This window comes from Kitasatospora paranensis (genome assembly GCF_039544005.1).
Taxonomy (GTDB): domain Bacteria; phylum Actinomycetota; class Actinomycetes; order Streptomycetales; family Streptomycetaceae; genus Kitasatospora; species Kitasatospora paranensis.
Genome location: NZ_BAABKV010000001.1, coordinates 680,694 through 704,807 on the forward strand (window position 1 = coordinate 680,694; position 24,114 = coordinate 704,807).

26 protein-coding genes and 2 pseudogenes are annotated in these 24,114 nt (G+C 73.3%); 16 read left to right on the forward strand and 12 right to left on the reverse strand.

Going from position 1 to position 24,114, the window contains the following annotated elements:
* Nucleotides 1-261: 261 nt before the first annotated feature.
* Nucleotides 262-576, reverse strand: coding sequence for a DUF1330 domain-containing protein (locus ABEB13_RS03500; protein ID WP_345704223.1), 315 nt, complete (start codon nt 574-576; stop codon nt 262-264).
* A 176-nt stretch (nt 577-752) separates the two neighbouring features.
* Entirely contained in the window at nt 753-1,229 is a 477-nt protein-coding gene (locus ABEB13_RS03505) for a GNAT family N-acetyltransferase (protein WP_345704224.1), read from the reverse strand.
* Between the two features lie 185 nt (nt 1,230-1,414).
* Here ABEB13_RS03505 and ABEB13_RS03510 point away from each other — a divergent pair, with 185 nt between their 5' ends.
* From ABEB13_RS03510 to ABEB13_RS03530, 5 genes and pseudogenes are all read left to right on the forward strand, one after another.
* A complete protein-coding gene (locus tag ABEB13_RS03510; RefSeq protein ID WP_345704225.1) occupies nt 1,415-1,843 on the forward strand; it encodes a DUF4240 domain-containing protein in 429 nt (142 codons plus the stop codon).
* Between the two features lie 275 nt (nt 1,844-2,118).
* A complete protein-coding gene (locus ABEB13_RS03515; protein ID WP_345704226.1) occupies nt 2,119-2,487 on the forward strand; it encodes a hypothetical protein in 369 nt (122 codons plus the stop codon).
* 217 nt (nt 2,488-2,704) lie between these two features.
* A complete protein-coding gene (locus tag ABEB13_RS03520) occupies nt 2,705-3,520 on the forward strand; it encodes a class I SAM-dependent methyltransferase (protein ID WP_345709523.1) in 816 nt (271 codons plus the stop codon).
* A 228-nt stretch (nt 3,521-3,748) separates the two neighbouring features.
* A complete protein-coding gene (locus ABEB13_RS03525; protein WP_345704227.1) occupies nt 3,749-4,282 on the forward strand; it encodes a hypothetical protein in 534 nt (177 codons plus the stop codon).
* Nucleotides 4,283-4,453: 171 nt separating this feature from the next.
* Nucleotides 4,454-5,520 (forward strand): annotated as a pseudogene (locus tag ABEB13_RS03530) (hypothetical protein).
* Between the two features lie 76 nt (nt 5,521-5,596).
* Here ABEB13_RS03530 and ABEB13_RS03535 read toward each other — a convergent pair.
* Nucleotides 5,597-6,043, reverse strand: a complete 447-nt coding sequence (locus ABEB13_RS03535) for a hypothetical protein (protein WP_345704228.1) — start codon at nt 6,041-6,043, stop codon at nt 5,597-5,599.
* Between the two features lie 45 nt (nt 6,044-6,088).
* Entirely contained in the window at nt 6,089-7,561 is a 1,473-nt protein-coding gene (locus ABEB13_RS03540; protein ID WP_345704229.1) for an MFS transporter, read from the reverse strand.
* A gap of 130 nt (nt 7,562-7,691) precedes the next feature.
* On the opposite strand from ABEB13_RS03540, the gene ABEB13_RS03545 reads away from it, so the two are divergent.
* The 4 genes from ABEB13_RS03545 (at nt 7,692) to ABEB13_RS03560 (ending at nt 9,991) form a co-directional block, all read left to right on the forward strand.
* Nucleotides 7,692-8,429, forward strand: a complete 738-nt coding sequence (locus tag ABEB13_RS03545) for a MarR family winged helix-turn-helix transcriptional regulator (protein ID WP_345704230.1) — start codon at nt 7,692-7,694, stop codon at nt 8,427-8,429.
* On the forward strand, nt 8,378-8,860 hold the full coding sequence (locus ABEB13_RS03550; RefSeq protein WP_345704231.1) for a DUF4262 domain-containing protein: 483 nt from the start codon (nt 8,378-8,380) through the stop codon (nt 8,858-8,860). The genes ABEB13_RS03545 and ABEB13_RS03550 overlap by 52 nt, the downstream gene beginning before the upstream one ends.
* 100 nt (nt 8,861-8,960) lie before the next feature.
* The gene (locus ABEB13_RS03555; protein ID WP_345704232.1) at nt 8,961-9,371 is read left to right on the forward strand and encodes a hypothetical protein; all 411 of its coding nucleotides are present in this window, start codon (nt 8,961-8,963) and stop codon (nt 9,369-9,371) included.
* Nucleotides 9,372-9,460: 89 nt separating this feature from the next.
* A complete protein-coding gene (locus ABEB13_RS03560) occupies nt 9,461-9,991 on the forward strand; it encodes a GNAT family N-acetyltransferase (RefSeq protein ID WP_345704233.1) in 531 nt (176 codons plus the stop codon).
* Nucleotides 9,992-10,094: 103 nt separating this feature from the next.
* Here the strand turns inward: ABEB13_RS03560 and ABEB13_RS03565 are convergent, their stop codons facing one another.
* Nucleotides 10,095-10,421 carry a hypothetical protein gene (locus ABEB13_RS03565; RefSeq protein WP_345704234.1) on the reverse strand — a complete coding sequence of 109 codons (327 nt, stop codon included), beginning with the start codon at nt 10,419-10,421 and terminating at the stop codon, nt 10,095-10,097.
* Between the two features lie 641 nt (nt 10,422-11,062).
* Here ABEB13_RS03565 and ABEB13_RS03570 point away from each other — a divergent pair.
* The gene (locus ABEB13_RS03570; protein ID WP_345704235.1) at nt 11,063-11,680 is read left to right on the forward strand and encodes a hypothetical protein; all 618 of its coding nucleotides are present in this window, start codon (nt 11,063-11,065) and stop codon (nt 11,678-11,680) included.
* A 44-nt stretch (nt 11,681-11,724) separates the two neighbouring features.
* On the opposite strand, the gene ABEB13_RS03575 is transcribed toward ABEB13_RS03570, so the two are convergent.
* Entirely contained in the window at nt 11,725-12,441 is a 717-nt protein-coding gene (locus ABEB13_RS03575; RefSeq protein ID WP_345704236.1) for a tetratricopeptide repeat protein, read from the reverse strand.
* A 191-nt stretch (nt 12,442-12,632) separates the two neighbouring features.
* Here ABEB13_RS03575 and ABEB13_RS03580 point away from each other — a divergent pair, with 191 nt between their 5' ends.
* Complete coding sequence (locus tag ABEB13_RS03580) at nt 12,633-14,456, forward strand: PhzF family phenazine biosynthesis isomerase (RefSeq protein WP_345704237.1); 1,824 nt, start codon at nt 12,633-12,635, stop codon at nt 14,454-14,456.
* Nucleotides 14,457-14,560: 104 nt separating this feature from the next.
* On the forward strand, nt 14,561-15,034 hold the full coding sequence (locus ABEB13_RS03585) for a hypothetical protein (protein WP_345704238.1): 474 nt from the start codon (nt 14,561-14,563) through the stop codon (nt 15,032-15,034).
* 268 nt (nt 15,035-15,302) lie between these two features.
* Here the strand turns inward: ABEB13_RS03585 and ABEB13_RS03590 are convergent, their stop codons facing one another.
* The gene (locus ABEB13_RS03590) at nt 15,303-15,788 is read right to left on the reverse strand and encodes a carboxymuconolactone decarboxylase family protein (protein WP_345704239.1); all 486 of its coding nucleotides are present in this window, start codon (nt 15,786-15,788) and stop codon (nt 15,303-15,305) included.
* A 195-nt stretch (nt 15,789-15,983) separates the two neighbouring features.
* Between ABEB13_RS03590 and ABEB13_RS03595 the strand changes: the two genes are divergently transcribed.
* Nucleotides 15,984-16,901, forward strand: coding sequence for an RNA polymerase sigma-70 factor (locus tag ABEB13_RS03595; RefSeq protein WP_345709524.1), 918 nt, complete (start codon nt 15,984-15,986; stop codon nt 16,899-16,901).
* A 56-nt stretch (nt 16,902-16,957) separates the two neighbouring features.
* Here the strand turns inward: ABEB13_RS03595 and ABEB13_RS03600 are convergent, their stop codons facing one another.
* Together ABEB13_RS03600 and ABEB13_RS03605 are read right to left on the reverse strand one after the other, a co-directional pair.
* A complete protein-coding gene (locus tag ABEB13_RS03600) occupies nt 16,958-17,365 on the reverse strand; it encodes a hypothetical protein (RefSeq protein WP_345704240.1) in 408 nt (135 codons plus the stop codon).
* 255 nt (nt 17,366-17,620) lie between these two features.
* Nucleotides 17,621-18,805, reverse strand: a complete 1,185-nt coding sequence (locus ABEB13_RS03605; protein WP_345704241.1) for a histidine-type phosphatase — start codon at nt 18,803-18,805, stop codon at nt 17,621-17,623.
* Nucleotides 18,806-19,291: 486 nt separating this feature from the next.
* Here ABEB13_RS03605 and ABEB13_RS03610 point away from each other — a divergent pair, with 486 nt between their 5' ends.
* The 3 genes from ABEB13_RS03610 (at nt 19,292) to ABEB13_RS03620 (ending at nt 21,223) form a co-directional block, all read left to right on the forward strand.
* Nucleotides 19,292-19,459, forward strand: a complete 168-nt coding sequence (locus ABEB13_RS03610) for a hypothetical protein (protein ID WP_345704242.1) — start codon at nt 19,292-19,294, stop codon at nt 19,457-19,459.
* A gap of 127 nt (nt 19,460-19,586) precedes the next feature.
* Nucleotides 19,587-20,822: a hypothetical protein gene (locus ABEB13_RS03615; RefSeq protein WP_345704243.1), complete on the forward strand. Its 1,236-nt coding sequence runs from the start codon at nt 19,587-19,589 to the stop codon at nt 20,820-20,822.
* Nucleotides 20,738-21,223, forward strand: a complete 486-nt coding sequence (locus tag ABEB13_RS03620) for a hypothetical protein (RefSeq protein ID WP_345704244.1) — start codon at nt 20,738-20,740, stop codon at nt 21,221-21,223. The genes ABEB13_RS03615 and ABEB13_RS03620 overlap by 85 nt, the downstream gene beginning before the upstream one ends.
* Before the next feature lie 45 nt (nt 21,224-21,268).
* On the opposite strand, the gene ABEB13_RS03625 is transcribed toward ABEB13_RS03620, so the two are convergent.
* From ABEB13_RS03625 to ABEB13_RS03635, 3 genes and pseudogenes are all read right to left on the reverse strand, one after another.
* Nucleotides 21,269-21,451, reverse strand: a complete 183-nt coding sequence (locus ABEB13_RS03625) for a hypothetical protein (protein WP_345704245.1) — start codon at nt 21,449-21,451, stop codon at nt 21,269-21,271.
* Nucleotides 21,452-21,617: 166 nt separating this feature from the next.
* Nucleotides 21,618-21,851: a hypothetical protein gene (locus tag ABEB13_RS03630; RefSeq protein WP_345704246.1), complete on the reverse strand. Its 234-nt coding sequence runs from the start codon at nt 21,849-21,851 to the stop codon at nt 21,618-21,620.
* A gap of 755 nt (nt 21,852-22,606) precedes the next feature.
* Nucleotides 22,607-23,809 (reverse strand): annotated as a pseudogene (locus tag ABEB13_RS03635) (glycoside hydrolase family 10-like protein); the annotation flags it as partial.
* Nucleotides 23,810-24,114 lie beyond the last annotated feature (305 nt).

Consider the following 24,114-nt stretch of genomic DNA (forward strand, 5'->3'; position numbering starts at 1 on the left):
CGTCCCCACCCGTGCGGCGCACTCCCAGGACGACCAACGGGTGTCCCCCGGCCGGTCCGTCCATCGTGCCGCCCCGCAGCGCGGGCGGGCAGAGCGTGCGGAGGCACGCCGGCACCGGCGGACGCCACGTCCGCCCGGTGTACGGTGCACCCCGGAATTCAGGGCCACGGCACCGTCCGGTCGCGTCCGGCAGGTGCGGGTCGATGGCGCCCGCCCGGCGTGTCGCTCCAGCGTCGGTCCGTCACATGTTCTGGATCTTCTTCACCATGCTCGCGGCGCGGTACCCTCGGGCACGCCGTCCGCGATGACCGCGTCGGCCACCATGTGCCGGGTGCGCAGCGGCAGGATCTCCCGGTAGGCGGGCGAGTCGTACCAGGCGAGCATGTTCGCACGGTCGGGGAACTCGATCAGGATGAGGTCCTCGCCCCAGGAGCCCTCCACCACCTCCACCGCTCCGCCGTGGATCAGGAAGCGGCCCCCGAAAGGGTCCAGGGTGGCATCGATGCGCTCCAGGTACTCGACGATGTCCGGGCAGAACTCGACGGAGTGGACGTGGGCGACGGCGTAGGCGGTCATCAGATTCTCCTCCTGTACGGGTGTCGTTCCCACGGTAGGAAGCGGCGGGCGCCGCGGAATCAGTCACGCATCAGTCACCGCGCCCGTTCTGCCCCGGGCGGAGGTCCCACGCCTCCTCCGGCGTCTCGGGAGGCCCCGACCGATGCATCGACTTGGCTTCACCCTTGGTGCCTGAGTCAGAGCAGCTGATCCAGCCGCACATTCATGCGCCGAAAACCGGCGGCGTCGTAGAACGCTCGCGCGCCTTCATTGAAGTCCCGGACTTCCGTCACCAGGCGTCGACACCCGGCCCTGCGCCCCGCTTCCCGTACCGCTTCGAGCAGCGCCGAGCCGACGCCCGTGCCGGTGGCATCGGGGACCACCGCGATCTGATCAAGACAAACGACCAGGTCCGACCGGACCAGTGCCCCGGAATCCCAGCTGACGAGTCGTGCCTGGGCGTACCCGAGGGTCCTGCCGTCCGGATGCTCGGCCACGAAAGCTGTGACTGCGGGATCGGTCAGCCGGGCCCGAAAGAACGCTTCGAGGACGTCCTGATCCGGGGAGTCGACGAACAGGTCGGGTCGGTGCCCCACATGCAGCTGGTGAACGATGCCGTTCAGGCTCGCAAGCAGGGGAGCGTCCTCGGGCGAGGCGGTTCGTATCGTCGGCACGGCCACATCCTTGGCAGCCGCTCCCGTTCCTGTCACCTGATCTGGTGCGGGCAAGTGCCGACCGCCGGCCCCGCGACGAATCGTCACTCCGAAGCGCAATCGTCAGCATCCGAGGGTGCGGTGCGATGACCTCGTGGCGTGCTGATTCGACAGGACTGTCAGACGCCTGCGGCATGCTCGCCGGCATGAACGAGGACGCCTTCTGGCAACTCATCGAGGACTGCAGGCCCACGGAAGCCGACCCTGACGCCGAACTCCTCGCCTCCACAGTGACCGAACGCCTTGCCCGGTCCCCGCTGTCGCTGGTCACCGGGTTTGCCGAGCAGCTGTCATGGGCGCTCTACCGGCTGGACCGCAAGGAGTACGGACACAACCTGTCCGATGACGCCTTCCTCTACACCCGTGCCGCGGTCGTTGCCGACGGCCGCACCGCGTTCGACAGCGTCCTACAGGACCCGACGGCCTTCACTCCCTACGCCACCGACCTCATCTGGGCCGAGCCCCTGCTCTACGCACCGGACCGCGCATATCAGCGCATCACAGGTGAGGAGTGGGACCGCGACACCCGCTACTCCTACGAATCCTGCTCCAACACCGAGGGCTGGGCTGATTGACGGCACGGTCTGCTGGTGCTGACGGACGCCAGCGCCGTCGATCGTCCTCACGGAATGTGTGCCAAAGCCGATTTGTGAGAACGCCTGTCGCTGACCGGCGAGAGTACCCCGATCGGCCCCCGGGCTCTCACCGGGGCGTGACCCGGCTTACCCGGGAGTGGGGCGCCAGGCCCACTCGTGTGTCCTGCCGGAGGCACGACCGTCGCCCTCGCCAGGGTGTTCGAGCTGGTGGAGTCCGCGGGGGTCGACTCGTGGAGAGAGGAGCTGGTGGCTCGATGGCCATCCCGGAACGACTTACCGACCAAGAGCTGGACGAGCTCGACGAACTCGCTCAGGCCGCGACCCCAGGGCCGTGGTATGTCCAAGGCCTCGACGATGCCAACGCGATGAATCTCGTCGCTGTGAGCACCGTGCCCGACCTCGGCCCTACCAAGCGGTGGCCCGGGTTCGACCACCGCGAGATCGTGGCGGCAACGCTCGTCCAGCAACCCCGTTACGTCGACGTCGCCGACGAACGCTGGGACGAGAACGCGTTCTTCATCGCTGCCGCCCGCAACACCGTTCCTCTCCTCGTCGCAGAGGTCAGGCGCCTTCGCCGACAACTGGAGAGCCTCTCAGCGAAGGCCGACCAAGAACTGCAGTGATCCACAGGTCGTGACCCTTGCCCGTTCCCGGCTCGACGGTCAGCTCCGGGCTGCCGCCCGAGATCCGGCATCACGGTGGTTTGGCAGCCGTGGGCGGTCGGTGCGCTCATGACCGACCGGCCGCGCATGATCCTGGCTTCCTTCACCGGGCCCTTATGAAGCGGTCATCTAGGCTGGCGCGGTGACTGATGAGCAGGAGCGGGTGCAGCCGTCGGGAGTGTGGGCCACGGCGGTGGGGGTGGCCAGGGTGCGGGCGCTGGAGACCGAGCGGGAGGGCGCGCTGTTCCGCGACCCGCTGGCACGGGCCTTCGCCGCCGCCGGCGGCCTGTGGCCCTCCCCGCCACCGCTGCCCGATGACGAGGCCGCGCGACGACGCCGGCTCGCCGTGTCGTTCTCCATCGTCATCAGGACGAAGTTCCTCGACGACCTGTTGCAGCAGGCCTCCGCGTCCGGGATCCGGCAGGTCGTGCTGCTCGGCGCCGGCATGGACAGCCGGGCCTTCCGGATGGACTGGCCCGAGGGCACAAGGCTGTTCGAGGTCGACACCGCCGCGCCACTGGGCTTCAAGGCTTCGGTGCTGCGTCAGGAGCGGGCCGTCGCACGCTGCGAGCGGATCACCGTCGCGGTGGATCTGCGTGAGGACTGGCCGGCTGCGCTGGCCGCCGCAGGGCACGACCCGGACGCGCCGACCGTGTGGATCGCCGAAGGACTGCTGATCTATCTGCCCGAGGACGCGGTGGAGCTGCTGCTGGCCCGGATCGGCGCGCAGTCGGCGGCAGGCAGCCGGCTGGGGCTGACCTTGGGCTCGCGCGGCGTGATCGAGCGCTTCGGCGCGGACGCCGCACCGGGCTCGGCAGCGTCCATGTGGGTCTCGGAGATGCCCGACGACCCGGTGGGCTGGCTGGCCGGACACGGCTGGGAGGCCGACAGCCACACCCTGCGCGAGCGTGCCGCCGCCTACGGCCGCCCGATCACCACCCCGCCGCAGCGCGAGGAGCAGCCCGGCGGACTGATCTCGGCGGTCCGCTGGTAGAGCGTCTCCCGGTTCCGCGGAGCCCGGACGCGGGTAGTGCCACGAGGAGCAGGAGACGGGCGACCCCGGCCCCCTGCTCGCCGTCCTGCGTCCGGCACCCGGCGAGCCGAGCGGCATCGGCGACGAGTTCGCCGGGGCGGTCGTCGCGCTCGGCGAGCATGCCCGTCCGCTGCTCCCCGACTCCTGGCGCTGCTGGCCGAACCGGCCGAGACCCGGACCCACGGCACCGTGGTCGTCGCGGAGCTGGCGGTGGCCGCCGTGGTCTGGGAGCTGACGCACGATCCGGCGCCGGTCCTGCCCGTCGTCCTGGCAGGACTGGCGTGGGCGGGCAGACCCTGGGGTCACCGGGCGGCAAACCGCGCGGCCGAGGTCGCCGTCGCCCTCGGGCCTGCTGCCCTGCCGACCGTCCCCCACCTGTTGCCGATGCTCGACCGACCGGACACGGTCGCGGCCGCCGCCCGGGCCCTGGTGGCCACCCACCCGGACAGCGACCGCCCCGCCGGTGTGCGCCGCACCGAGCTCGCCGACCGCGTTCTCGCGCGTCTCCGGCCGGGCGCCCATCTCCACTCCGCACTGGCCGCGCTGGAGGCCCTCGCCGCACTCGGCCCCACCGCCTTCACCCCCGCCCGACTCGAACGCGTCCGGCTGCTCGCCGACGGGGACCGCCGCATCGTGGGCTCGGGCAGTCATACCGAGATCATCCGCAGCGACGAGGAGTTCCGTGCCGCCGCCCGGCGGGTGCTCGCGGCCCTGATGCGCTGAGGTACGCTGCCGCCCACCGCCGGCGGCGTCGAGGCGGCCCCGTCCGTTACCCGTCGTCCGTCTCCGGCGTGTGCGCTGCCCCGGTGCGGCCCTCGGCAGTGCGGTGGAAAGGTGTTGGCGGTCGATCACCGAGCGGGGATACTTCGGCTCTCCAGGGGCGTGGGAGGGCGGATGGCCGTGTTCGCGTGTGCGCGGTGCGGAACCGCACTGACCGGGGCCGTGTCCCGGGTCGCGCTTCCCGTCCATGCCCGCCAGAGGTACGGACACCTCCTGCTCCCCGCACTCATGGCACCGGGGACGTACGCCGTCGACCCCGAGCCGGCCGGGCCTCCCTGGCGCTCGTGGAGCGAGATCGGAGCTGACGAAGCGGAAGCCCGCAATGTGTTCGCGCCGGTCCCCTCGCTGTCCTTCGGGGCACCGGGAGCGATCGTTCTCGCGCCGGGCGACACCCGCAGCACCGTCCTGATCCCGGAGCGGTGCGACGGCCGCTGCATGGGGCTGGACGGGAGGGACGGCCCGAACCTGGCGTGCGCGAACTGCGGGCAGGCCGTGGCGACCCGCATCGACGACTGCTCGTACTGGCAGTCGACGAGGCTCGCCCCGAACGCCGTGCGCCGCGTTCCCGGGGACGGCCCGACTCCCCGGCCGGTCGAGTGGGCGGTGCTGGCGGAGGAACGGGAGAGCACGCCGCCGGTCGAGCCGTCCGGGCACTGGAGCCCGCGGTGGGAGGCGGCCGTCGGGTCGGCGCTGGCCCACCTGCTGGTGGCCTCGGCCGGCGCCCCCGTGACCCTCCCGGGCGGCCTCGTCACGAGCGCGTTCGGCCGCGCGCTCGATGCGCTGCTCCCCCGGGAGCTACCGACCAAGGGCCTGGCCCTGGCCGGACCGGGCCTGCCTCCCCGGACCCTGCTCCCGACATCGCCCTGGTGCCACGGCACCCGCAGACCGGGAGGGCGTGGCAGCCGCCCGGCACTGCCGTTGCCGTGCCGTTGGCCGCCGACGTGTGGCTGCATCTGGCCTTCCACGACGAACGGTCGGCCGTCCCTGTCACGGGCGGGACGCCCGAGGGTGTCCTCCGCGACGATCCGCTGCCGATGCACCCACCCCACCTGTTCCGGCCCGACTCGGCCGTGTTCCTCCACACGTTGGCCCGGCTGCCTGCGGTCCGTCAGCCGTGGCTGCGCGGGGTCCACGACCGCGTGAGGGCCGAGCCGTACGCCCGCCCGTTCTCGTTCGGGTAACCTGCGCCGCACCCGCGGCGGACGGGGGTCGGGCGGACGGACCGAGCGGACGGGTCGGGCCGTCGGGCCGGCGGGATCAAGCGGCGTCGAGGGCCGCGGTGATCTTGCGGATCATGGCGGCCTCGGCGGGACCCGGCTGTCCGCGGTGGGCGCGGGAGGCGGCCGCCATGACGGTGCCGACGGTGTCCCGGAAGTTCTCGACCTCCTGCGGGGCCTTGGCGCCGAGCAGGCGCACGGAGGCGGTGAGCGCGGCGAACACCTGGTCGGCCAGGTCGGCGGTGGAGGTGCCGCCGAGCCTCATGCCGGCGGGCTTGCCGGCCAGGACATGGCCGACCAGACCGGTGGCGGCGGACAGCGCCTTGCCGCCGGCGATCCCGGCCCGGGTGGAGGAGATGGCGCCGGGGTCGGCGACGGCCATCAGGGCGACGACGCCGTGCGCAGCGACCTGCAGGGTGAGCCTGTCCTCGGCGGTCAGGGCGGGTGCGGTCGAGAGGGAGGTGGCGGGCGTGGCGTTCTCGGACATCACGGTCTCTCTTCTGTGGTGGACGACAGGGACGGACAGGGTCGGTCAGGCGACGTCGTCGTGGTGGGCGGCGTGCCGGGGCATGAGGAAGGTCGCGGCCAGGGCTGCGGCGAAGGCTCCGCCGGGAAGCCAGAGGGTGTGCTGGAAGGCGGGGCCGAAAGCCGTCGCGCCGGGGACGGCGTGGCCGGTGCGACCGAGGAAGAACGCTCCGAGGCCGGCGACACCGAGGGCACTGCCGATCTGCTGGACGGTGTTGTAGAGGCCGGACGCGGAGCCCGCGTCGGCGACCGGGACGTCGGCGAGGGTGAAGTCGAGCAGCGGGGCGACGACGAGCCCCATGCCGGCGCCGCCGATCGCGAGCGCGGGGACGAGCGCGACGGAGGTCACGTCGCCCCGCCCCACCGTCCACATCAGGACGAGCATCGCGACGATGTCGAGGACCAGGCCGAGCTGCAGGACGGGCCGGCCCAGCCTGGGGGCGAGGACACCGGCGCCGACGCCGGCGAACACGGGCACCAGCAGCCCCCACGGGATCCCGGTCAGGCCGGAGCGCAGGACGCTGAAGCCGAGCCCGGTCTGCAGGAAGACGGTGAGGACGAGGAAGAAGCCGATGGCGCCGCCCATGAACAGCAGGTTGACCAGCAGGCCGCCGGCGAACGACCGATGACGGAAGAGTCCGAGCTCGACCAGCGGGGAACCTGCCGTGCGTGTGCGGCGCCGCTGCTGGGCGACGAAGGCGGCAAGGACGACCAGCGAGCCGGCCATCGACACGAAGGTCCAGGCGGGCCAGCCGAGGTCCTGCCCCTTGATCAGCGGGAGGACGAGCAGGAGGAGCGCGAGCGCGGACAGTGCGACGCCGGCCAGGTCCAGGCGGCCCGCCCGCGGGGCCTTCGACTCGGGCAGGTACCGGGCGCCGAGGACCAGGGCGAGGATCCCGACGGGGACGTTCACCAGGAAGACCGAGCGCCAGCCCAGGCCCGCGATGTCGCCGCTGGTGAGCAGCGCGCCCAGGATCGGTCCGCCGACCGTCGCCATCCCGGCCAGGGCACCGAACATGCCGACCGCCTTGCCGCGGTCCCTGGGCGCGTACATGGTCTGGACGACGGCCAGGACCTGGGGGACCATGAGCGCCGCCGTGACGCCCTGGAGGACCCGGGCGGAGATCAGTTCGCTCCCGCTCCGGGAGGCGCCGCACAGCGCGGAGGCGACCGTGAATCCGGCGGTCCCGATCAGGAAGAGCCGTCTGCGGCCGAGGATGTCGCCGAGGCGGCTGCCGGTGATCAGCGCGAGGGCGAAGGCGAGGGTGTAGCCGGCGGCGATCCACTGCACGGCGGAGTAGCTGCCGCCGAGTTCCTTGTGGATGGACGGCAGCGCCACGTTGATGATCGTGTTGTCGAGCAGGTCCATGAACATCGCCAGGAGGACGACGAACAGGGCGATGCTGCGGCGGCGGCCGGTGGCGGACGGGACGAATCCGGTGCCGGGTCCGGCGCCGGGTCCGGGTGCGGTGGTGACCATGGTGACCTCAAGTCGTGTGACACAGGGCGCGGCGGGTATGCGGGCGCGGCAAGGAGACGGCGGGGCCGGGCGCTTCTGCAGCCCGGCTCGGCCGTCATGTATCTTGGCTTTCAAGCTAGTGAGGCCAACCATGAGGGGAGATAGCTCGAATGTCAAGCGAAGTGGATCCGGTCATGGCCCGGCTCGGAGCAGCGGTGCAGGGCTATCAGTCCGCGGTCGACGACTTCGACCGGGTGATCGCGCACCGTCTCGGGGTCAACGAGACGGATCTGCGCTGCCTGGAGATCCTCCTCGCCACCGAGGAGACCACCCCCGCGAGCTCGCCTCCGAGCTGGGTCTCACCACGGGCAGCGTCACCACGATGCTCGACCGCCTGGAGAAGCTCGGCTATCTCACCCGCACCCCGCACCCCACCGACGGGCGCAAGACCCTCGTCCGCGTCACCCCCGACGCCGCGCACCGCACCTACGCCCTGATGGCGCCGTTCCTCGACGACGCCGGCCGCCGGGTCCTCGACCGCTTCACCCCCGAACAGCTGGAGGTGGTCATCGACTTCCTCGCCTTCAGCCGTGGCATCCAGCAGCAGCACACCCACCGGCTGCGTGAGGAGGCCCAGCCCGGGCCCCGGCGCAGCGGGGGCGGCAGGCGCCGGGCCCCCGTCCGGCCGCCGGCCACCGGGCCTGAACCGGCCGGGGTGGGACGCCGGCGCGCGCGGGGCCCGGTACGGTCGGTGGCATGCACCCTGATCGTCCTGATCGTCCTGCCTGTCGCTGCGTCATCTGCCACGACTACGGCGACCGTGACGAGGCCGACCACATGGACCGGAGGACGGTCGAGCAGGTCCAGGAGTACGGCTGGAGCGTGGTGATGGTCCCCGCCGACGACGAGGGGCCGGCGTTCGCCTACACCATCGGGCTGTGGCACACCCACGGGTCACCCGAGCTCGCCATGTTCGGCCTGGATGTCCGCACCATGCAGACACTGCTCAATGCGCTCGGCGACAAGGCCGCGGCGGGGACCGCGCCGGCGGCCGACCAGGAGCACCACGGGGTCGTCGAGGGCGCTCCGGTCGTACTGAAGAACGTCGATCTCCGCTGGTACCGGACGTTCTTCGGCTGCGCGATCGCCTTCTACCGGCGGCCGCCCTTCCCGGTCCTGGAGGTGGTGTGGCCCGACACCGGCGGCTCCTTCCTGTGGCAGCCCGAGAGCGACGAGCAGTACCGCCGGTCCCAGCCGCAGCTGTGGTTGCACCCCGCCGCGCACCCCGAGGGGGTCTGGACGGCGCTCGCGAACTCCTGAACCGGCCGCCGCCCGGGGGCGTTCAGGCGGCCGGGTACTCAACGGGAGGTGAGTACCCGTGCTCTGCCCCGCTGCCGGGGCATCCCGGGATCCTTGGGCCATGCGCCAGAAGACCGTGAATCCCGCTCCCCTCCTCCTGCTGTCCCTCGCTCCCGTGGCGGCCTGGGCCGCCTGGCTCGGCTGGGACCAGCAGCGTGACGTGCACCCGGACGGTTCGGTGACGGGCCCCTACGAGGCCTGGCAGGTGATCGGGTTGGTGCTGACCCTGTTGGTACCGGTGTGCTGGGCAGCCGCCCGGCGCCACACCGTGACCGCGGCGCTCGGCACCACGGCCGGTCTGACCGCCGCCGCCTGGTACGACTGGTCGGACGACTCCAGCGGCCTCTTCGCGATCGGCGTGGGCCTCGTCATGGTGGCGAGCCTCCTGGTGACCACCGCGGTCTCCGCCGTGATCGTCTCCGTGACCGGGGACGGCCGCCGCGACGGATCCGCCCCGCGGCCCGCCGCCTGACCTGGACGCCCGTGGAGCGACGCGGTCATCCGGCACGGCTTCGCGACGGTCGCCGAAACCCGCTTGATCCACTGGCCTATGGTTCCCGCATGAAGACCGTGCTCAGCTTGGCGAACATCACCCCTGACAACTTCGATGCCGCGATCAACCTGAACGTGCGCCCGGATCAGGAGCACCTGGTCGCTCCGGTCGTGAAGTCACTTGCCGAGGCGTATGTGCACCCCGACACGGCTTGGCCCCGACTCATCCTCGACGGCGACCGGCCCGTCGGTTTCCTCATGGCGTTCTTCGACGTCGACTTCGCCGGTGACGGTCAGGGCACCGACCTTCGCTCCGGCCTCTGGCGCCTCACCGTCGCAGCGGGGGAACAGGGGCGTGGATACGGCCGCTTCGCGGTGCAATCCGTGGCCGCCGAGATCCGCCGACGCGGCGGCACTCGTCTGACGACCACCTGGCACCCGGGCGGAAACGGCCCGGAAGGCTTCTACCTGGGGCTGGGGTTCCGGCCGACCGGGGAGACGAGCGGGGATCAGCGGGTCGGCGAACTCGACTTGGCCGAAGTCCCGTCCGAGGGACGGCACTTGACGACTCGCTCGACGGCCACCGCCGGGCGACCATGAGGTGACCGTGGCCGCACGGGTTCTTCGAGTGTGACCAAGGACCGGGTTTCGATGGTGACGGGCCGGCGCCGTGGAAGTCGGTTTCCTGCCCTTGAGTCTGAACTCAGGTGAGGTCGAAGGTGACGTTCACGGAGCCGTCCCAGTCCGGCGCCTCCGTGAGCGTGAGGGTGCCGTTCTGTGCCTCGTCGACCCGCACCATGATGCCGCCGCGATCCTCGTCGGCGAACGCAAGGGAGAAGTGGGGGTCCATCCCCATGAGGAAGTCCCAGCCCTCGCGCTCGGTCGCGTCGAGGTCCGTGGCATGCCGACCGGTTGCCCGCCAGCTGCCGGCCGCGTCGACAGTGACGGTGATGTCGATGTCGTACATCTCAAGGTACGTCGAGTGATTGGCCCACCACTCGAGGCGGGCCCGACCCACGAATCGATCCATGGGCACACTATGCACGGTGTCCAGACCGGACGGGCGAGGCTGTGCGGCCGCCGGCCGTCCTCGCCGCCTCCGGACCTCGTTCCGAGACCATCGGTCAGCGCTGACGGCAGGAAATCCTCCGGCCAGGACGGCCGAATTGGCGGCTCCGCCGCAGGGACGTGCCGAAGAATTTCCTGCCCAAGGGACGAACGGTGGGGGTTTGCTACGGTCCGTCGCGTGGACATGAGCGGGTGGGAGGACGGGCATCGGGCCGCGTACGGCTGCGGGGCATGGGAACGGGCGCGCCGGCACGGGGACCTGCTGGTCGCCTGGTACGAGGAGCAGCCGCTCGTCCTCGGTGGCCGCACGGGCCGGCTCCTCGCACAGCCCGGTCCGCGCACCAAATGGCCGTGGCGGAGCAGTCCTCCCACCGTGGGCCTGGTGCTGTGGCGGGCGGCCCGGGAGGCCGGGGTCCTGGTCGACGACGTCCCCCTGGCGGAGGCCGTGCGCCAGTGCGGCCCCGAGTCCGCTGAAGCCCTGCCGGAAGGCCCCTTCCGGACGGGTTTCTGCCGACCGGATTCCTGCCGGACAGTCCTCGGTCGGACGGTCCGGGGCCCGGCGCGGTCCATCCCGGTGCGGCCTTGTCGGGTGGTGCCCGCGCCGTGGCCCGGATCAGGGACGTGCTCCAGGCCAACCTCGCGGCCGACCTGCCGCGCCATCACCCCGTCGAGGTGCAACGGACCCTCGGCTACCGCGTCCGGGAGCTGCGGGCGACACCGGACTGGGAACACGGAGACTGGCCGGCGCTGCTGGCCCTGGCGCGACAGGCCATGCAGCGGGCGGACGACCTCCGGGCCGCGGCAACCTGGCAGCCCACGGACCACGACCGATTCGTCGCCGGGCGTACCGGCCCGAAGCTGGAGCGCGCGACCGCCCCGGCGGGCCCGGCGGGCCCGGGGCCGAGCTGGCTGGAGCGCGCGTCGCGGCTGGTCCGTGCCGGCACCGCGCTGGCGGCAACCGCCGACGCACTGCCGTCCGCGGACGACGGGCGCCCGGGTCCACTGGCCGAGGTCCTCGGCGCGACGGCGCTCGCCTGCGCCGCGTTGCGGACCAGCGCCGAGGAGATCGAACGCCTCTGGCGGACCGAGCCGCGGGAGCCCGCGGACCCGGAGATCTGGGAGCGGGCCCGGGTACCGCACGCGCTCCAGGTCCAGACCGAGGAGACGGGGCACGTGGTCACGGCGGTCGCCGTGTTCCTGTGGCTCCTGGCCTGCAGCTGACCGGTCGAGCAGCCGGTCCCGCCCGGGGTGCCCGCACGGTGGGTTCAGTAGAAGTCGCCGCGGTGCTGCCCGGGGTTGACGGCGTCACGGCGCTGCTGCAGCAGCCGGGCCGTGCGGGTCGCCGACAGTTCGCGCAGGTGTGCCCAGCTCTGCAGGGTCATCATCGACCCGAGCGCATGGCGCGGAGTCAGCGGGTTGTCCACACAGTCCTGGTACAGGGCGACGGCCCGCTCGGCGTCCTGGTGGAGGGTGCGGTAGAGCTCGGCCGCGCGGTACTGGGCGTAGGGGTGGTGGCGCGCGGCGGCCGCCAGGAAGTACTCCAGGGCGTGGTCCGCGGGGGAACGGGTCAGGGGCAGCAGCCGTTCGAGGTACAGCTCCCCCAGGGCCAGCATGGCTTCGGGCTCGCCCAGTTCGGCGGCGGTGCGGTACCAGCGGGCCGCCTCGTCGAGCGACCGGGCGATGCCCGCCTGCGGGCATCCCTGCTGGTAGAGCGTCGCGAGGTAGTGGGCGGCCCGCGGCGATCCGGTGCTCTGCCGCAGCCGCGGCACCGCGCTCGCGTAGCGTCCCTGCACGAAGTCGATGTGTCCCAGGAGCTCGACGGCGTCGGCATGACCGGCGGACGCCGCGCCTTCCAGGAAGTGGGCGGCCGCCTCCCGGTACTGCGTTCCCGTCCAACAGTGCAGGCCGATCCGGTAGAACTCCTCGGCCGTCGTCGGCTCACGTCCGTCCACGGTGAAGTCGATCCCCCGCCACTGCACCATGCCGCTGTCTCCGTCGTCTCGACCCGCGGGTGCCATTGTGCACCAGCCTGCCGGGCGGCCGGTTCCGGGTCCGTGCCCGGCCGGCAGCCCGCCTCTCCGCACGCAGCCGCCGCGGCCCGCGTCGGCATTCCGGTCCACCTGATCGGAATTGGCCTTTCCCGGGGAGCGCCAACGGCGCCTAGGGTCGCCGCATGCGGATCCGGATCATCGACGCCTTCACCGACCGGCCCTTCGGCGGCAATCCGGCCGCCGTCTGCGTGCTGGACGAGACGGATCGCCCGGGCGGGGCGGATCGGCCAGGCTGGACGCACCAGCCCGACGGACCGGATCGGCCGGACGGCACCTGGCCCGAGGACGCCTGGATGCGGCGGGTCGCCGCCGAGATGAACCAGTCCGAGACCGCCTTCGCCCTGCGGCGCGCCGCCCCTGACGGGACGGACTGGGGCCTGCGCTGGTTCACCCCCGTGAACGAGGCCCATCTGTGCGGGCACGCCACGCTGGCCACCGCGCACGCCCTCCACTCCGACGGCCTGATCGGCCGCGACTGGGTGCGCTTCGGCACCCGCAGCGGGGTGCTGCGGGCCCGTCCCGAGGCGGACGGATCGATCACGCTCGACCTCCCCGCGAGCAGGTCCGTCCCGGCCGAGCCGCTGCCCGGCCTGGAGAGCGCCCTCGGCTGCACCCCGCTGGCAGTCCTCCGCACCGCGGCCCTCGACAAGGCCCTGGTCCTGCTCTCCGACGAGCGCACGGTGCGCGCCCTCACCCCCGACCTCGCCGCGGTGGCCCGACTGCCCATCAGGAGCGTCACCGTCACCGCCCCTGCGGAGGACCGCGCGGCCGGCTACGACTTCGTCTCCCGGAACTTCTGCCCGGCCGTCGGCATCCCGGAGGACCCGGTCACCGGTGGCGCCCACACCGCTCTCGCACCGTACTGGGCGGCACGGCTCGGCCGGTCCGAGGTGACCGGCTACCAGGCCTCCTCGCGCGGCGGACTGATGGCCTGCCTCGTCACCGGGGAACGGGTCATGCTCCGCGGACGGGCCGTCACCGTGGTCGACGGCACGCTCCGCAGCGAGCCGACCGGCCCCCGGCAGCCCCTCCGCAGAGCAGCCGTCGGCCGGGCCGCCACCCGGTCCCCCGTGCATCGCCACGGTGGAATCCTCTGGCGGCGGAAGCCTGGGGGCGGCGAGACTGCGGCGGTGAACACCCTGGCGCCCGCCCTCAAGCCGTCCGACGCTCCGCGGCCCGACCCGCGGGCCCACGGCCTCGCGGCCGACTTCGCGGGCATGGACGACCTGGTGGCCGACCTGGTCCTGCCCGCGCACGCACCCTCGTACGTCGTGAGTGCGCTCGAAACCTCCCGCGAACTCGTCCGCCACGCCTTCTACCGCTACGAGTTCGGCACCGTGGCCGTCACGCACGCGCTGGTCGCCGTGGAGCACGCCCTCGGCGAACGCTGCGGCGTCGGGCCGACGTTCCCGGACCTCATCACGCAGGCGGCCGCAGCAGGCCTCGTCCCACCCGGGGCCGCCGACCTCCTCCAGGCCTGCCGTCTGCTGCGCGACCAGGTCGCACGCGGCACCGTGACCAGCGCCGCGCTCACGCTGCCCAGGGCCGTCGAGATGGTGCGCGCCGCCTTCGACACGGCGGCCCTGCTCTTCCCGGCGCCGGCCGCCGCGGGGACGACGACCGAGGACGGCGGCGGCACACCCTCCGACAACCGGCTCGCCCGGCTGTGGGCCGAGCACCGAGGCACGCCGTTCCCAGCGAGCTTCCGCGGCGTGGACATCGAGAACGTCGACCTGATCCTCCTCGACGCGGACGTGGCCGGCCTCGTCCAGAGGGAACTCACGCGCGGGCTCGACGACGAAGGCATCGCGATCCTCTGGGCATGCATCGCGAACCTCGACAGGATCCTGCCGCTGATCGGCACCGAAGACTGCCGGTCCTTCTACGCACAGCTGCGGACACTGGCCGGGCTCGCGGCGGCACGCCACACCCCCGCCGCGAGCTGACCCCATCCGGCTGCCGGTGCCCGGCCGACCACGCCTGGCCGGGGCAGCGGCCGTCCGGGCCTGACGGCTCGGGGGTGTCGGCGCCGTCTGGCATCGTCCGGAGCATGGATCTGAGGCCCGAGCTGCTGCCGCCGTCCGTTCCGCAGCTCGAGCTGGACGAGTTGTGCCGCGAGATCGAGCGGATCGCAGGGATGCTCACCGCCGACCAGGCGGGCGCCGAGCGAGCGATCGCGGCATTCAACGCAAGGACCGGTCACGACTACGGCCCCTTGGACTTCGCCGAGTACGACGGCAGCCGCGACCTGGTGGACCTCGCGGTGGAGGCTGCCCGGCCCGCTCGGCCCCGGGTTCCGGGCATCACCCGGGACGAGCTCGTCGAACTCGTCCGGCGGGTCCTGGCGGCTGCCCCGGAGAGCCACCACTGCCTGCGACTTCTCGACGCCAACGTGCCGCATCCCCGCATGGCCGACCTGATCTTCCATCCCCCGGCCCGCCTCCGGGACGCCTCCGCCGTGCAGATCGTCGACGAGGCGCTCCGCTACCGGCCGATCGCCCTGCCGGGCGGTCGGAGCGAGTAGTCGAGCGGCCTCATCGAGGTGACCGGGCCCGTCACGCGCCGCACCGCCCGGCCCGGCTCCACGGTCATCTCCCGTGCCCACGCGAACAGCCGGTCGGTGCGGATCGACTCCCACCCGTCCAGCCCGTCCGAGGGGACCTCCTCGGACGGGCTGGACGGCGTTCAGGCGGCAGCGCTCCACGGCAGTCACGCGGGAGGGACGCTGCGCAAAACCGTCCGCTGAGCGGCCCGGCAGGGGATGCCCGGGCCGGGCCGGATGTGGCTGTTCGTCAGTCGAGGGCGGCGGCGAACATGCCGGGCTCGTAGGAGCCGCCCCGCTGGTGCGTGATGACGGCGAGCCGGTTGGCCGCGTTGATCAGGGCGACCAGGGAGACCAGGGCGGCGATCTGGTCGTCGTCGTAGTGCTTGCGCACCTGGGCCCAGGTGTCGTCGGAGACGCCCTGGTGGGCGTCGGCCAGCCGGGTGCCCTCCTCGGCGAGGGCCAGCGCGGCCCGCTCCGCCTCGGTGAACACGGTGGACTCGCGCCAGGCGGCGACGAGGTGGAGCCGGACGGCACTCTCGCCGGCGGCCGCGGCCTCCTTGGTGTGCAGGTCGATGCACCACCCGCAGCCGTTGATCTGGCTGGCGCGCAGGGACACCAGCTCCTGGGTGGAGCTCGGCAGCGGCGACCCGTGGATCACCAGGGCCGCATTGGCGAACCGCTTGGCGAACCGGGCGCCGATCTCGTTCTCGAAGAGGTTGATGCGGGTGTCCATGACCTCGTCCTCACTCGTGGTGGTGCGCTGACGACCACCAGATGCCGGCGGCCCGCGCCGCGTGACAGGGTCGGCGGTGTGACGTGCGCCACCGCGACCGGGTGTCACAGAACGGCGGGGCGAGGCGTCCTGTGCGCGTGGGATCGTCGGGAGCGAGGGGAAGGAGCAGCCGTGCGGAACGAGCACAGTGAGGGCGTGGAGGACACCGGCGGCCGGTTCGCCGGCAGCCCGGGCACGGACCCGGCGACTGCGGCGTTCGTCGCCCATCGCAACCTGCTGTTCACCGTGGCCTACGAGATGCTCGGCTCGGCCGCCGACGCGGAGGACGTCCTGCAGGAGACCTGGCTGCGGTGGGCGGGTGTCGATCTCGACACCGTGCGGGAGCAGCGGGCGTACCTGGTGCGGATCACCACGCGGCAGGCGCTGACCCGGCTGCGGACGCTCGGCCGCCGCAAGGAGTCCTACGTCGGCTCCTGGCTGCCCGAGCCGCTGCTGACCACGCCGGACGTGGCCGAGGACGTCGAGCTGGCCGACAGCGTCTCGATGGCGATGCTGCTGGTCCTGGAGACGCTGGCGCCGACCGAGCGGGCGGTGTTCGTGCTGCGCGAGGTGTTCGACGTCGGGTACGACGAGATCGCCGAAGCCGTCGACAAGAGCCCGGCCGCGGTCCGCCAGATCGCGCACCGGGCACGGGCGCACGTCGCGGCGCGCCGTCCGCGCGGAGTGGTGTCCCCGGACGAGAGCCGGGATGCGCTCGTTGCGTTCCGGCGGGCGGTCGAGACGGGCGACCTGCAGGGCCTGGTCGACATCCTCGCGCCGGACGTCGTCCTGCTGGGTGACGGGGGCGGGATCAAGCAGGCCGTGCTGCGGCCCGTCGTGGGGGCGGACAAGGTGGCCCGGCTGCTGGCCGGCGGGCTGGGCAGGATCACCGCCACGACGTCACTGGTGCCGGCCCAGGTGAACGGCCACCCTGCGCTGATCCTGCGGCTCGACGGCGTGCTCGACACGGTCGTGGCGGTGCGGATCGACGACGGCCTCGTCACCGGGCTCTATGCGGTGCGCAATCCGGAGAAGCTGTCCCGCATGGAACGGGAGACCGCCCTGCGCCGCTGAGACCGCTCCACGCCGCCCGCAGCCGCGGCCGTACCCCGCGGGGCGGGCGGCAGGGGTCAGAGGCAGTCGTCGGCCAGACGGGCGGCGGCGGCGAGGACGACGAGTCGGCCTGCGGCGGCCGCGGCGGGGAGCTCGAAGGGGTTGGCGAACGGGCCGGTGACCAGCAGGACCGAGCGGTGCGTGCGCAGCGACCGGCGCCAGTCCCGGGTCGCGGCGACCTCCCCTTCGAACCAGGCCTCGCCGCCGGGCCGCCGCAGGGACAGGCGCCGGCCGCTCAGGACGGCCGACCACCCCGCCCGCGGGTGTGTCAGGGCCAGGGCCGTACCGGCGTCCGTCCAGCCGTCCTCCGGCGCGGGCGCCCTGCCGGGTGCGGCCGGGACGACCAGCACCGGCCGGCCCGAAAGAAACTCCGGCCACGGCTCGCTCTCCGGCGCACCGCCGACCACGTCCACCCCGCCCTGCACCGTTCCCCCGCCTCGCCGCCGGCCCGCCCCCGGCTCCGGCCCGATCGGGCCCCTCGGCGACTCCGCTCACATCCTGGCCGGTTCCGGCGGTCGCGCGCACGAATACACCGGGCGCCTGCGCCGTGCACGGGGGGCGCATGGAAGCGCAGCGGGCGGTCGGCGGACGACGGAAGCGCAGCGGGCGGTCGGCGGACGACGGAAGCGCAGCGGGCGGTCGGCGGACCGGTGGAGGACCCCCGGCCGCGGGGTGACCGGTCAGTGGCGGCCGAAGCAGCGCTCCACCTCGTCGAGGTCGTAGAAGTAGCTGCCCCGGGCGATCGGCCTGCAGGCGGCGGGGAATGCGGTCTCCTTCTCGTTGTAGAGCATCCGGACCAGGTACCGAGTGCCGCCCGGCGCGGTCGCGCCCCCCGCCGTCCGGCCGCCCGCCGCGCGGGCGTCCGCACCGCCGTGCGCGGGGCCGGCGAACAGGTCCCACTGCACGTTCGCGGCCATCGGGGCGACCCGGGCGCCGCGCCACGGGTTGGTGCCGTAGCTGTAGGGCTGCGCCGGGTCCGCGGGCTCGGTGCTGCCGGGCAGGCCGAGCAGGACGGCGAGCGGTTCGATCTCCTCGGCGTGGGTGAAGCGGAGGACGGCGCCCTTGTCGCTCGTGCCGTGCGCCTTCGCCGCGGCCTGGGACAGCAGGTCGTCGAGCAGGACCTGCGCCATGCCGTAGGTGATGGTGCGTCCGCTGAAGGCGGGGCCCTTCTGGTAGAACTCCTCGGCGTCGTCGAGGTAGGCGAGCCGGCGGGCGTCCTCGGCCGGCAGGAACGGGTCGAGGTCCACGTCGGGGGCCTCGGCGCGCAGATCGGGCGCTGCGCCGTAGAGCTGGTAGAGCGAGCGGGCGAAGGCGAGCCGCTCCTCCCCCGTCATCGCGGCGGCGAAGTCGGGCCGGAACAGCCGGGCGGCGACCTGTGCGGCCGCCCGTGCGGTCTCGGGCTCGCCGTCGATCCGGGCGAGCACGGCGGCCAGGTCGGGATCGCTCGCGAGGTAGGCCTGGTAGTCGGCGTTCTGCGGCTGCTTGTGGAAGTACAGCAGGTTCTTGTCGGTGACGGGCGGCCGGATCACGGCTGCCAGGGCGGGGTCACCGGCGGTCAGCCCCGCGGTGAAGGCGTTCGCACTCGCCACGGCCCGGGCGACGCCGGACGTCTCGACCGCGATCGGCTGCTGCCCGGCGGCGATAGCGTCGAAGAGCCCGGGCAGACGGCGCTCCAGGCGCAGCGCGGCCTGCTGCTGCTCCTGGGCGCCGCGGGCGGAGAGGCTGCCGTAGCCGATCGACGAGGCGCCGGCGAGCAGCGCACGGACCTGCGGGCCGAGGCGCCGGCCGAGGGCGGTGAGCGCGCCGCGGTCCTGAGCGCTCTGCAGCACGGCGAGGACGGCGTCGCCGTCGCCGCTGTCGGTCATGGCCCGGGAGCCGTGCCGTGCGACGTTCTCGGTGAAGACCGGGGTGAATCCGCGCGGTGCGGGCTGGTAGGCGCGCAGGTCCTCCTGCGGGGCGTAGGGCGTCTTCGTACCGTAGAAGTGTCGGTCCGGGCGGGGGCGCGTCGCTGCGCCTGGGCAGCGGCGGGGCTGCCGGCGGCGGTGACCGCGGCTGCCAGGGTCACGGCCAGGGCCACGGCGGACGAGACGGTGCGCTTCACGGTGGAGTCCTTCGGGCGGCGGGTGTGCCGACCGGGCGGCATCGGCGCCGCCACCCTCACAGCTTCGGCCCAACCGCGGCCGACCGCACGCCGTGCACCGGGTGTGGCGGGTGTGAACAGCGCGCGCGAACGGTCCGCGCGGGCATGGGCACGAGGGGCGGACGCCCGGCGCTGCCGTCCGGTCTTATACCCCTCGGGGTATAGTGGAGCCCGAGGCTCACCCGAGGGCCACGGAGGAGAGGAGCACAGGATGTGCCGACGCGCTATCTGCCGGACCTGCAGCAGGATCACCTATGCGGGCTGCGGCATGCACGTGGAGCAGGTCCTCGCCGGGGTGCCGGCAGCGAACCGCTGCGCCTGCGACAAGGCCACCCGGCAGACCGGCGGCTGGCTGGGGAGACTGTTCCGCCGCAGCTGACACCGGACGCGCGGCCCGCCGTCTTCCGCGGACGCACCGGCCCGCACTCCGCACCGCTCGTCCGAACCCGCTCCCACCGCGACGACTCCGCCGGTTCGGGCCGACCGCCTCAGGGAAGGATCGCGACGTGCCGAAGCGCCTCGGCGACTTCGACTGGCCCCGACTCGCCCACGCCCGCGGTCCGGCCACGGACACGCCCGGGCACCTGCGCGCCTTGCTCGCCGACGACGACGCGCGCGCCTTCGTGGCCGGATACTCCCACCTCTGGTCGGAAACCCTGCATCCGGACGGCGGAGCCTGGTCGGTGACGGCGCCCGTGGCGCTCGTCGTCGCCGGGCTCCTGGACGATCCGCGGCTGGGGCCTGACGACCCGTCGATACGCGACGCCCTGCTCGCCTACCTCCACCGGGTCGCTGTGGCGGGCGACCTCGGCGCGGAGGCCGAGGAGTTTCGGGCGCGCGGTGAACGCGCGGCGGCACTCGCCTGCTACGACGCCGCGCCGGAGCTCCTCAGCGCCGTGGTTCCGCATCTCGTCGCCGACCGTCCGCAGCAGCAGGCCTGCGCGGCGGCCGCCATCGGCAGACTCGCCCGCCACCCGGCCGCAGCGGCGCAACGCCCCGCCCTGCTGGACAGGATCGAGAGGCTCGCCGAGCACGCCACAGGCGCCTACGAGCGCGCCACGCTGGTGTACGCGATCGGCGACCTCGGCGGTGAGCCTCGCCGGTGGCTGGACGATCCGACCCCCGCCGTCCGCGGCAGCGCGGCCGTGGCCGAGACGCTCGCGCAGGACAAGGCCGCCGTGCAGGTGCTGCTCACGCTGGCCCGTTCCCCGCGTGCCTTCGGCGCGTCCCTTGGGGACATGGCCGCACCGGTGCAGTTCATGGTGCGGCCGTGTCGCGACCAGCTCGCGGAGGCTCTCGTCCGGCGATCGGACGACCTGTCGGCCCTGCTCCCCTGTGCACTCGCCGCCGTGACACTCGCGCCCCGGTCAGCGGCACATCCCCTGGCCCCCTATCTGCGGGCCTTCTTCCCTGACGGCGCACCCGTTCCGCCGCTGCCTCCCCTGCACCGTGCATTCGCCGGGGCCATTGCCGGGGAGGCGGCGCTGTGGCGCCTGCCCGAGGCAGCCCGCACGGCCCTCTTCGCGCCCAACGGCCTCACGGCGCGACCGGAGGACTGGATGGCCATGGCCGCCACTGTGCCTCCCCCGCCGAGGACTACGACGCCGCGCACATCGTGGTGTTCGAGGGGTTCACCGCGGTCCGGAGGTACCCGGGGATGTTCTTCGGGGTGGGGCGTGACGATCCCTCCCTGCCGGACCGCGTCGTCCAGGTACTGCACACGGAGTACACGGAGGCCGTAGCGGCCGGTGTCGTCGGGTCGTTCGCACTTCGGATCGCGTCGCCCACCCGGCTGGTCCTCGACGTCCACGGGCACGGTCTTCCCGGCACGGAGCAGAGGGGCAGCTTCGACCTGGACGGCGTCTTCGGGCGCCTGGCGAACCATTGGCCGGCCCTGCACCTGTCTCTGGTATCCGCGCTCTGCCGACGGGTGGACGTGCGTGTGCGGGCCGGGGGCCGTGCCCTGACCGGCACCTACGTCGACGGCTTGGCCCTCGGCGCCCCCGCGGAGGAGCGCGATGACGAGTGCGTGGAGCCAGGAGCCGAGGGAACGCTGACGGGCTACCGCGTGACGTTCGACCTCGACACCGACTGGTTCCCGGCCGACAGTCGAATCTCCGACGGCGCTGCGGCCGACGGCTGACGGGCTCCCGGGGGCAGACCCGATCGTGCTTCGGCGGCCGGGCCGTCAGTAGGTGCCGCGGAGGAGGCGGCTCAGCACATGGGCCGGTCCGGCCATGAGCACCGCGGAGGCGGCACCCGCGAGGGTGATCAGGGTCAGCACGGCGGTGGCCGCCGGCCGCTCGTGCGGGAAGCCGGACACCAGCCAGGCACCGAAGCAGACCGCGACGGCGAAGAACAGCAAGGCCACGTCCGGGTCGCCGCCTCGCAGCGCCCGGACGATCCGGCCTCACGCCCCGGCCCCGGCACCGCGGCGCCCCGTCCGGGCGGGATCCGCGGGCATCGTCACCGAGCCGCAACCGTGCCCCCGCCAGGGGCGCCGGCGCACGGCAGCGGGACCGGGGCCGGGCCTGGGGTCAGACGGTGGTCTGCAGGATGATGTTCGTGATGTGCGACTGTGCCGGGCAGCTGGAGTAGATGCTGCCGGGGCCGTTGCCGTAGGAGGTGTGGGCCGCCCAGAAGTAGCACTGGACGGTGAGGCTCCACGCACCGCTGCCCGTGGTGCACGTGCCCCAGGCCGTGTTGGCGTTGTTGTACCCCTTGCTGCAGTTGCCGACCTGCGCGGCGGCGGGCGTCACGGCGAACGTCACGGGCGCCAGCACCGCCGCAGCGGCCAACACCGTCGCCGCGACCGACCGCTGGAACCTCCGAGTGGTCCCCACATCTGCCTCCCCTGGGTGCTGCCACCGTGCTCCGGCGGCGTCACCCCACCCTTCCGGCACCTGTCGCAGGGTGTCGAGGGCGTACGGGACCGCGGCGGAAGCGCGGACATCCGCCCCACGGCCCAGAGGCCGGACTCGCCAGGCCGGGCGGGGCGCACCCCGGCGCAACCAAACCGCCCGGGCACCGCCAACGCACCGGCCCGGCCGCCCGCACGCGCGTACGGGCCGGTGGACGGTGCCGTCGACGGAGGCGCTCCGGATCGGCCCTTGGGGCAGAACGATGTCGTGCTGATCCGAAAGGTCACGTCCGACGGGGCCCGGACGGCGGATCACCCCGCGGTGATCGCGACCGGTGGGCCGGCGTGGCTCTCACGGCCGGAGCGGTCCACCGCGGTGACGGCGTACCAGGTGCCTGCGGCGCCGGCGGCGGCGTTCGCGGGCAGGTAGTGGTCGGTGGCGAGGGCGGGCAGCAACGCGGTCAGGTACGGGAGTTCGAGGGGCGGGGTCGGACCGGGGTGGCTGTCGTACCGGTAGACCGCGTACTGGAACGGGCGCGGGCCGCCCGGGTGCGGCGAGGGGGTGATCCGCAGGCTCGTCCGGTCGGGCGCGAGGGTGAGCAGCGGCGGGCCGGGAGGGGCGGCGAGCGCCAGCCGGGGCAGGAGCGGGGCGAGGGCCGGGCGTTGCCAGTGATCGGCCGCGAGGCGTCTGACGGCGCCGATGCGGTCGATGCCGACGGTACGGGCGCTGAAGAAGAGGTCTCCGCCGATGGCCGGGAGTGTGGCGTTGAGGGTGAGGTGGCGGGAGAGTTCGGCCGGATCCTGCCAGGGGGCGGGGCGCCCCGGGGCCCCCGGGCGGGAGGCGGACTGTCCGATCCACAGCTGGGTGTCGGTGCCGGCCGTCTGCCGTGCCCACCACGGCGCGAGGACGGCGTAGTCCGCGACGGTGAAGCCGATGTGCCAGTAGAGCTGCGGGGCGATGTAGTCGACCCACCCCTTGCGGACCCAGCCGCGCGTGTCGCTGTGGAGGCTGTCGTAGGACTGCAGGGCGGTGGTGGCGGATCCGTCCGGGTCGGTGGTGTCGTTGCGCCAGACACCGAACGGGCTGATGCCGTAGACGGCTTCGGGGCGGGCGGCGCGGACGTGGTCGCGCATCTCCCGCACCATCCGGTCGGCATTGTCCCGGCGCCAGGCGGCCCGGTCGCCGAACCCCCGACCGTAGGCGGCGAACGCCTCGTCGTCGGGGAACTCGTCCTCGGACGGGTAGGGGTAGAAGTAGTCGTCGAAATGGACGCCGTCGAGGTCGTAGCGGACCACCGCGTCCATGATCGCCTGCTGGACGAAGGCGCGGACGGCGGGGATCCCGGGGTTGTAGTAGAGCTCGTCGCGGTAGGCGACCACCCAGTCGGGGTGGCGGCGGGCGGGGTGGGTGGCCACCAGCTGCGAACGGTCCGGCTGCAGCGCCACCCGGAACGGGTTGAACCAGGCGTGGAAAGCGAGTCCGCGCTCGTGGGCGGCCAGGACCATGAACGCCAGCGGATCCCAGCCGGGGTCCTGTCCCTGGGTGCCCGTCAGCCACTGCGACCACGGCTCGAACGGTGACGGCCACAGCGCGTCGGCCGCGGGACGGACCTGGACGAACACGGCGTTGAAGCCGATCGCCCGCGCCCCGTCGAGCAGCGCGACGAAGTCCGCCCGCAGGGTGTCGGCGTCCAGCCCGGGGCTGTCCGGCCAGTCGATGTTGTCCAGGGTGGTGATCCACAGGCCCCGCATCTGGCGCTTGGAACCGGCCGTGGCGGCCACCTCCGTCGACGCGGCCACCGTCGTCGGCCGGTCGGCCGGACGGGCGGCGGTGACAGAACCGGTGAGGGCGGTGGCTGCGGTTGCCATCGCGGTGAGGAAGGTCCGTCGACCGGGGCGCCCGGGACTGCGGCCGGCCGGGGGTGCGGGGGTTCGGTGCACGAGGTCCTCCTTGGGGCTGCCGGAGCGTTCCCCGCCCGAGCCGCCCCGATCGGGGCGAACCGCGCCGCGCCGGGGATTTCCCCCGAACGGGACCGGCAGCGCCGCCGGATGCCCCGGCCGGCGGCGGCATCGGCGACGGCGCAGGTCAGGTGCCGGTCGGGTGCCCGGGGACCGGTCGTCCGAGAGGTGAGGGTGCGCCAGGGATCGTCCGTCGCCCACGGGCATTTGGCCGG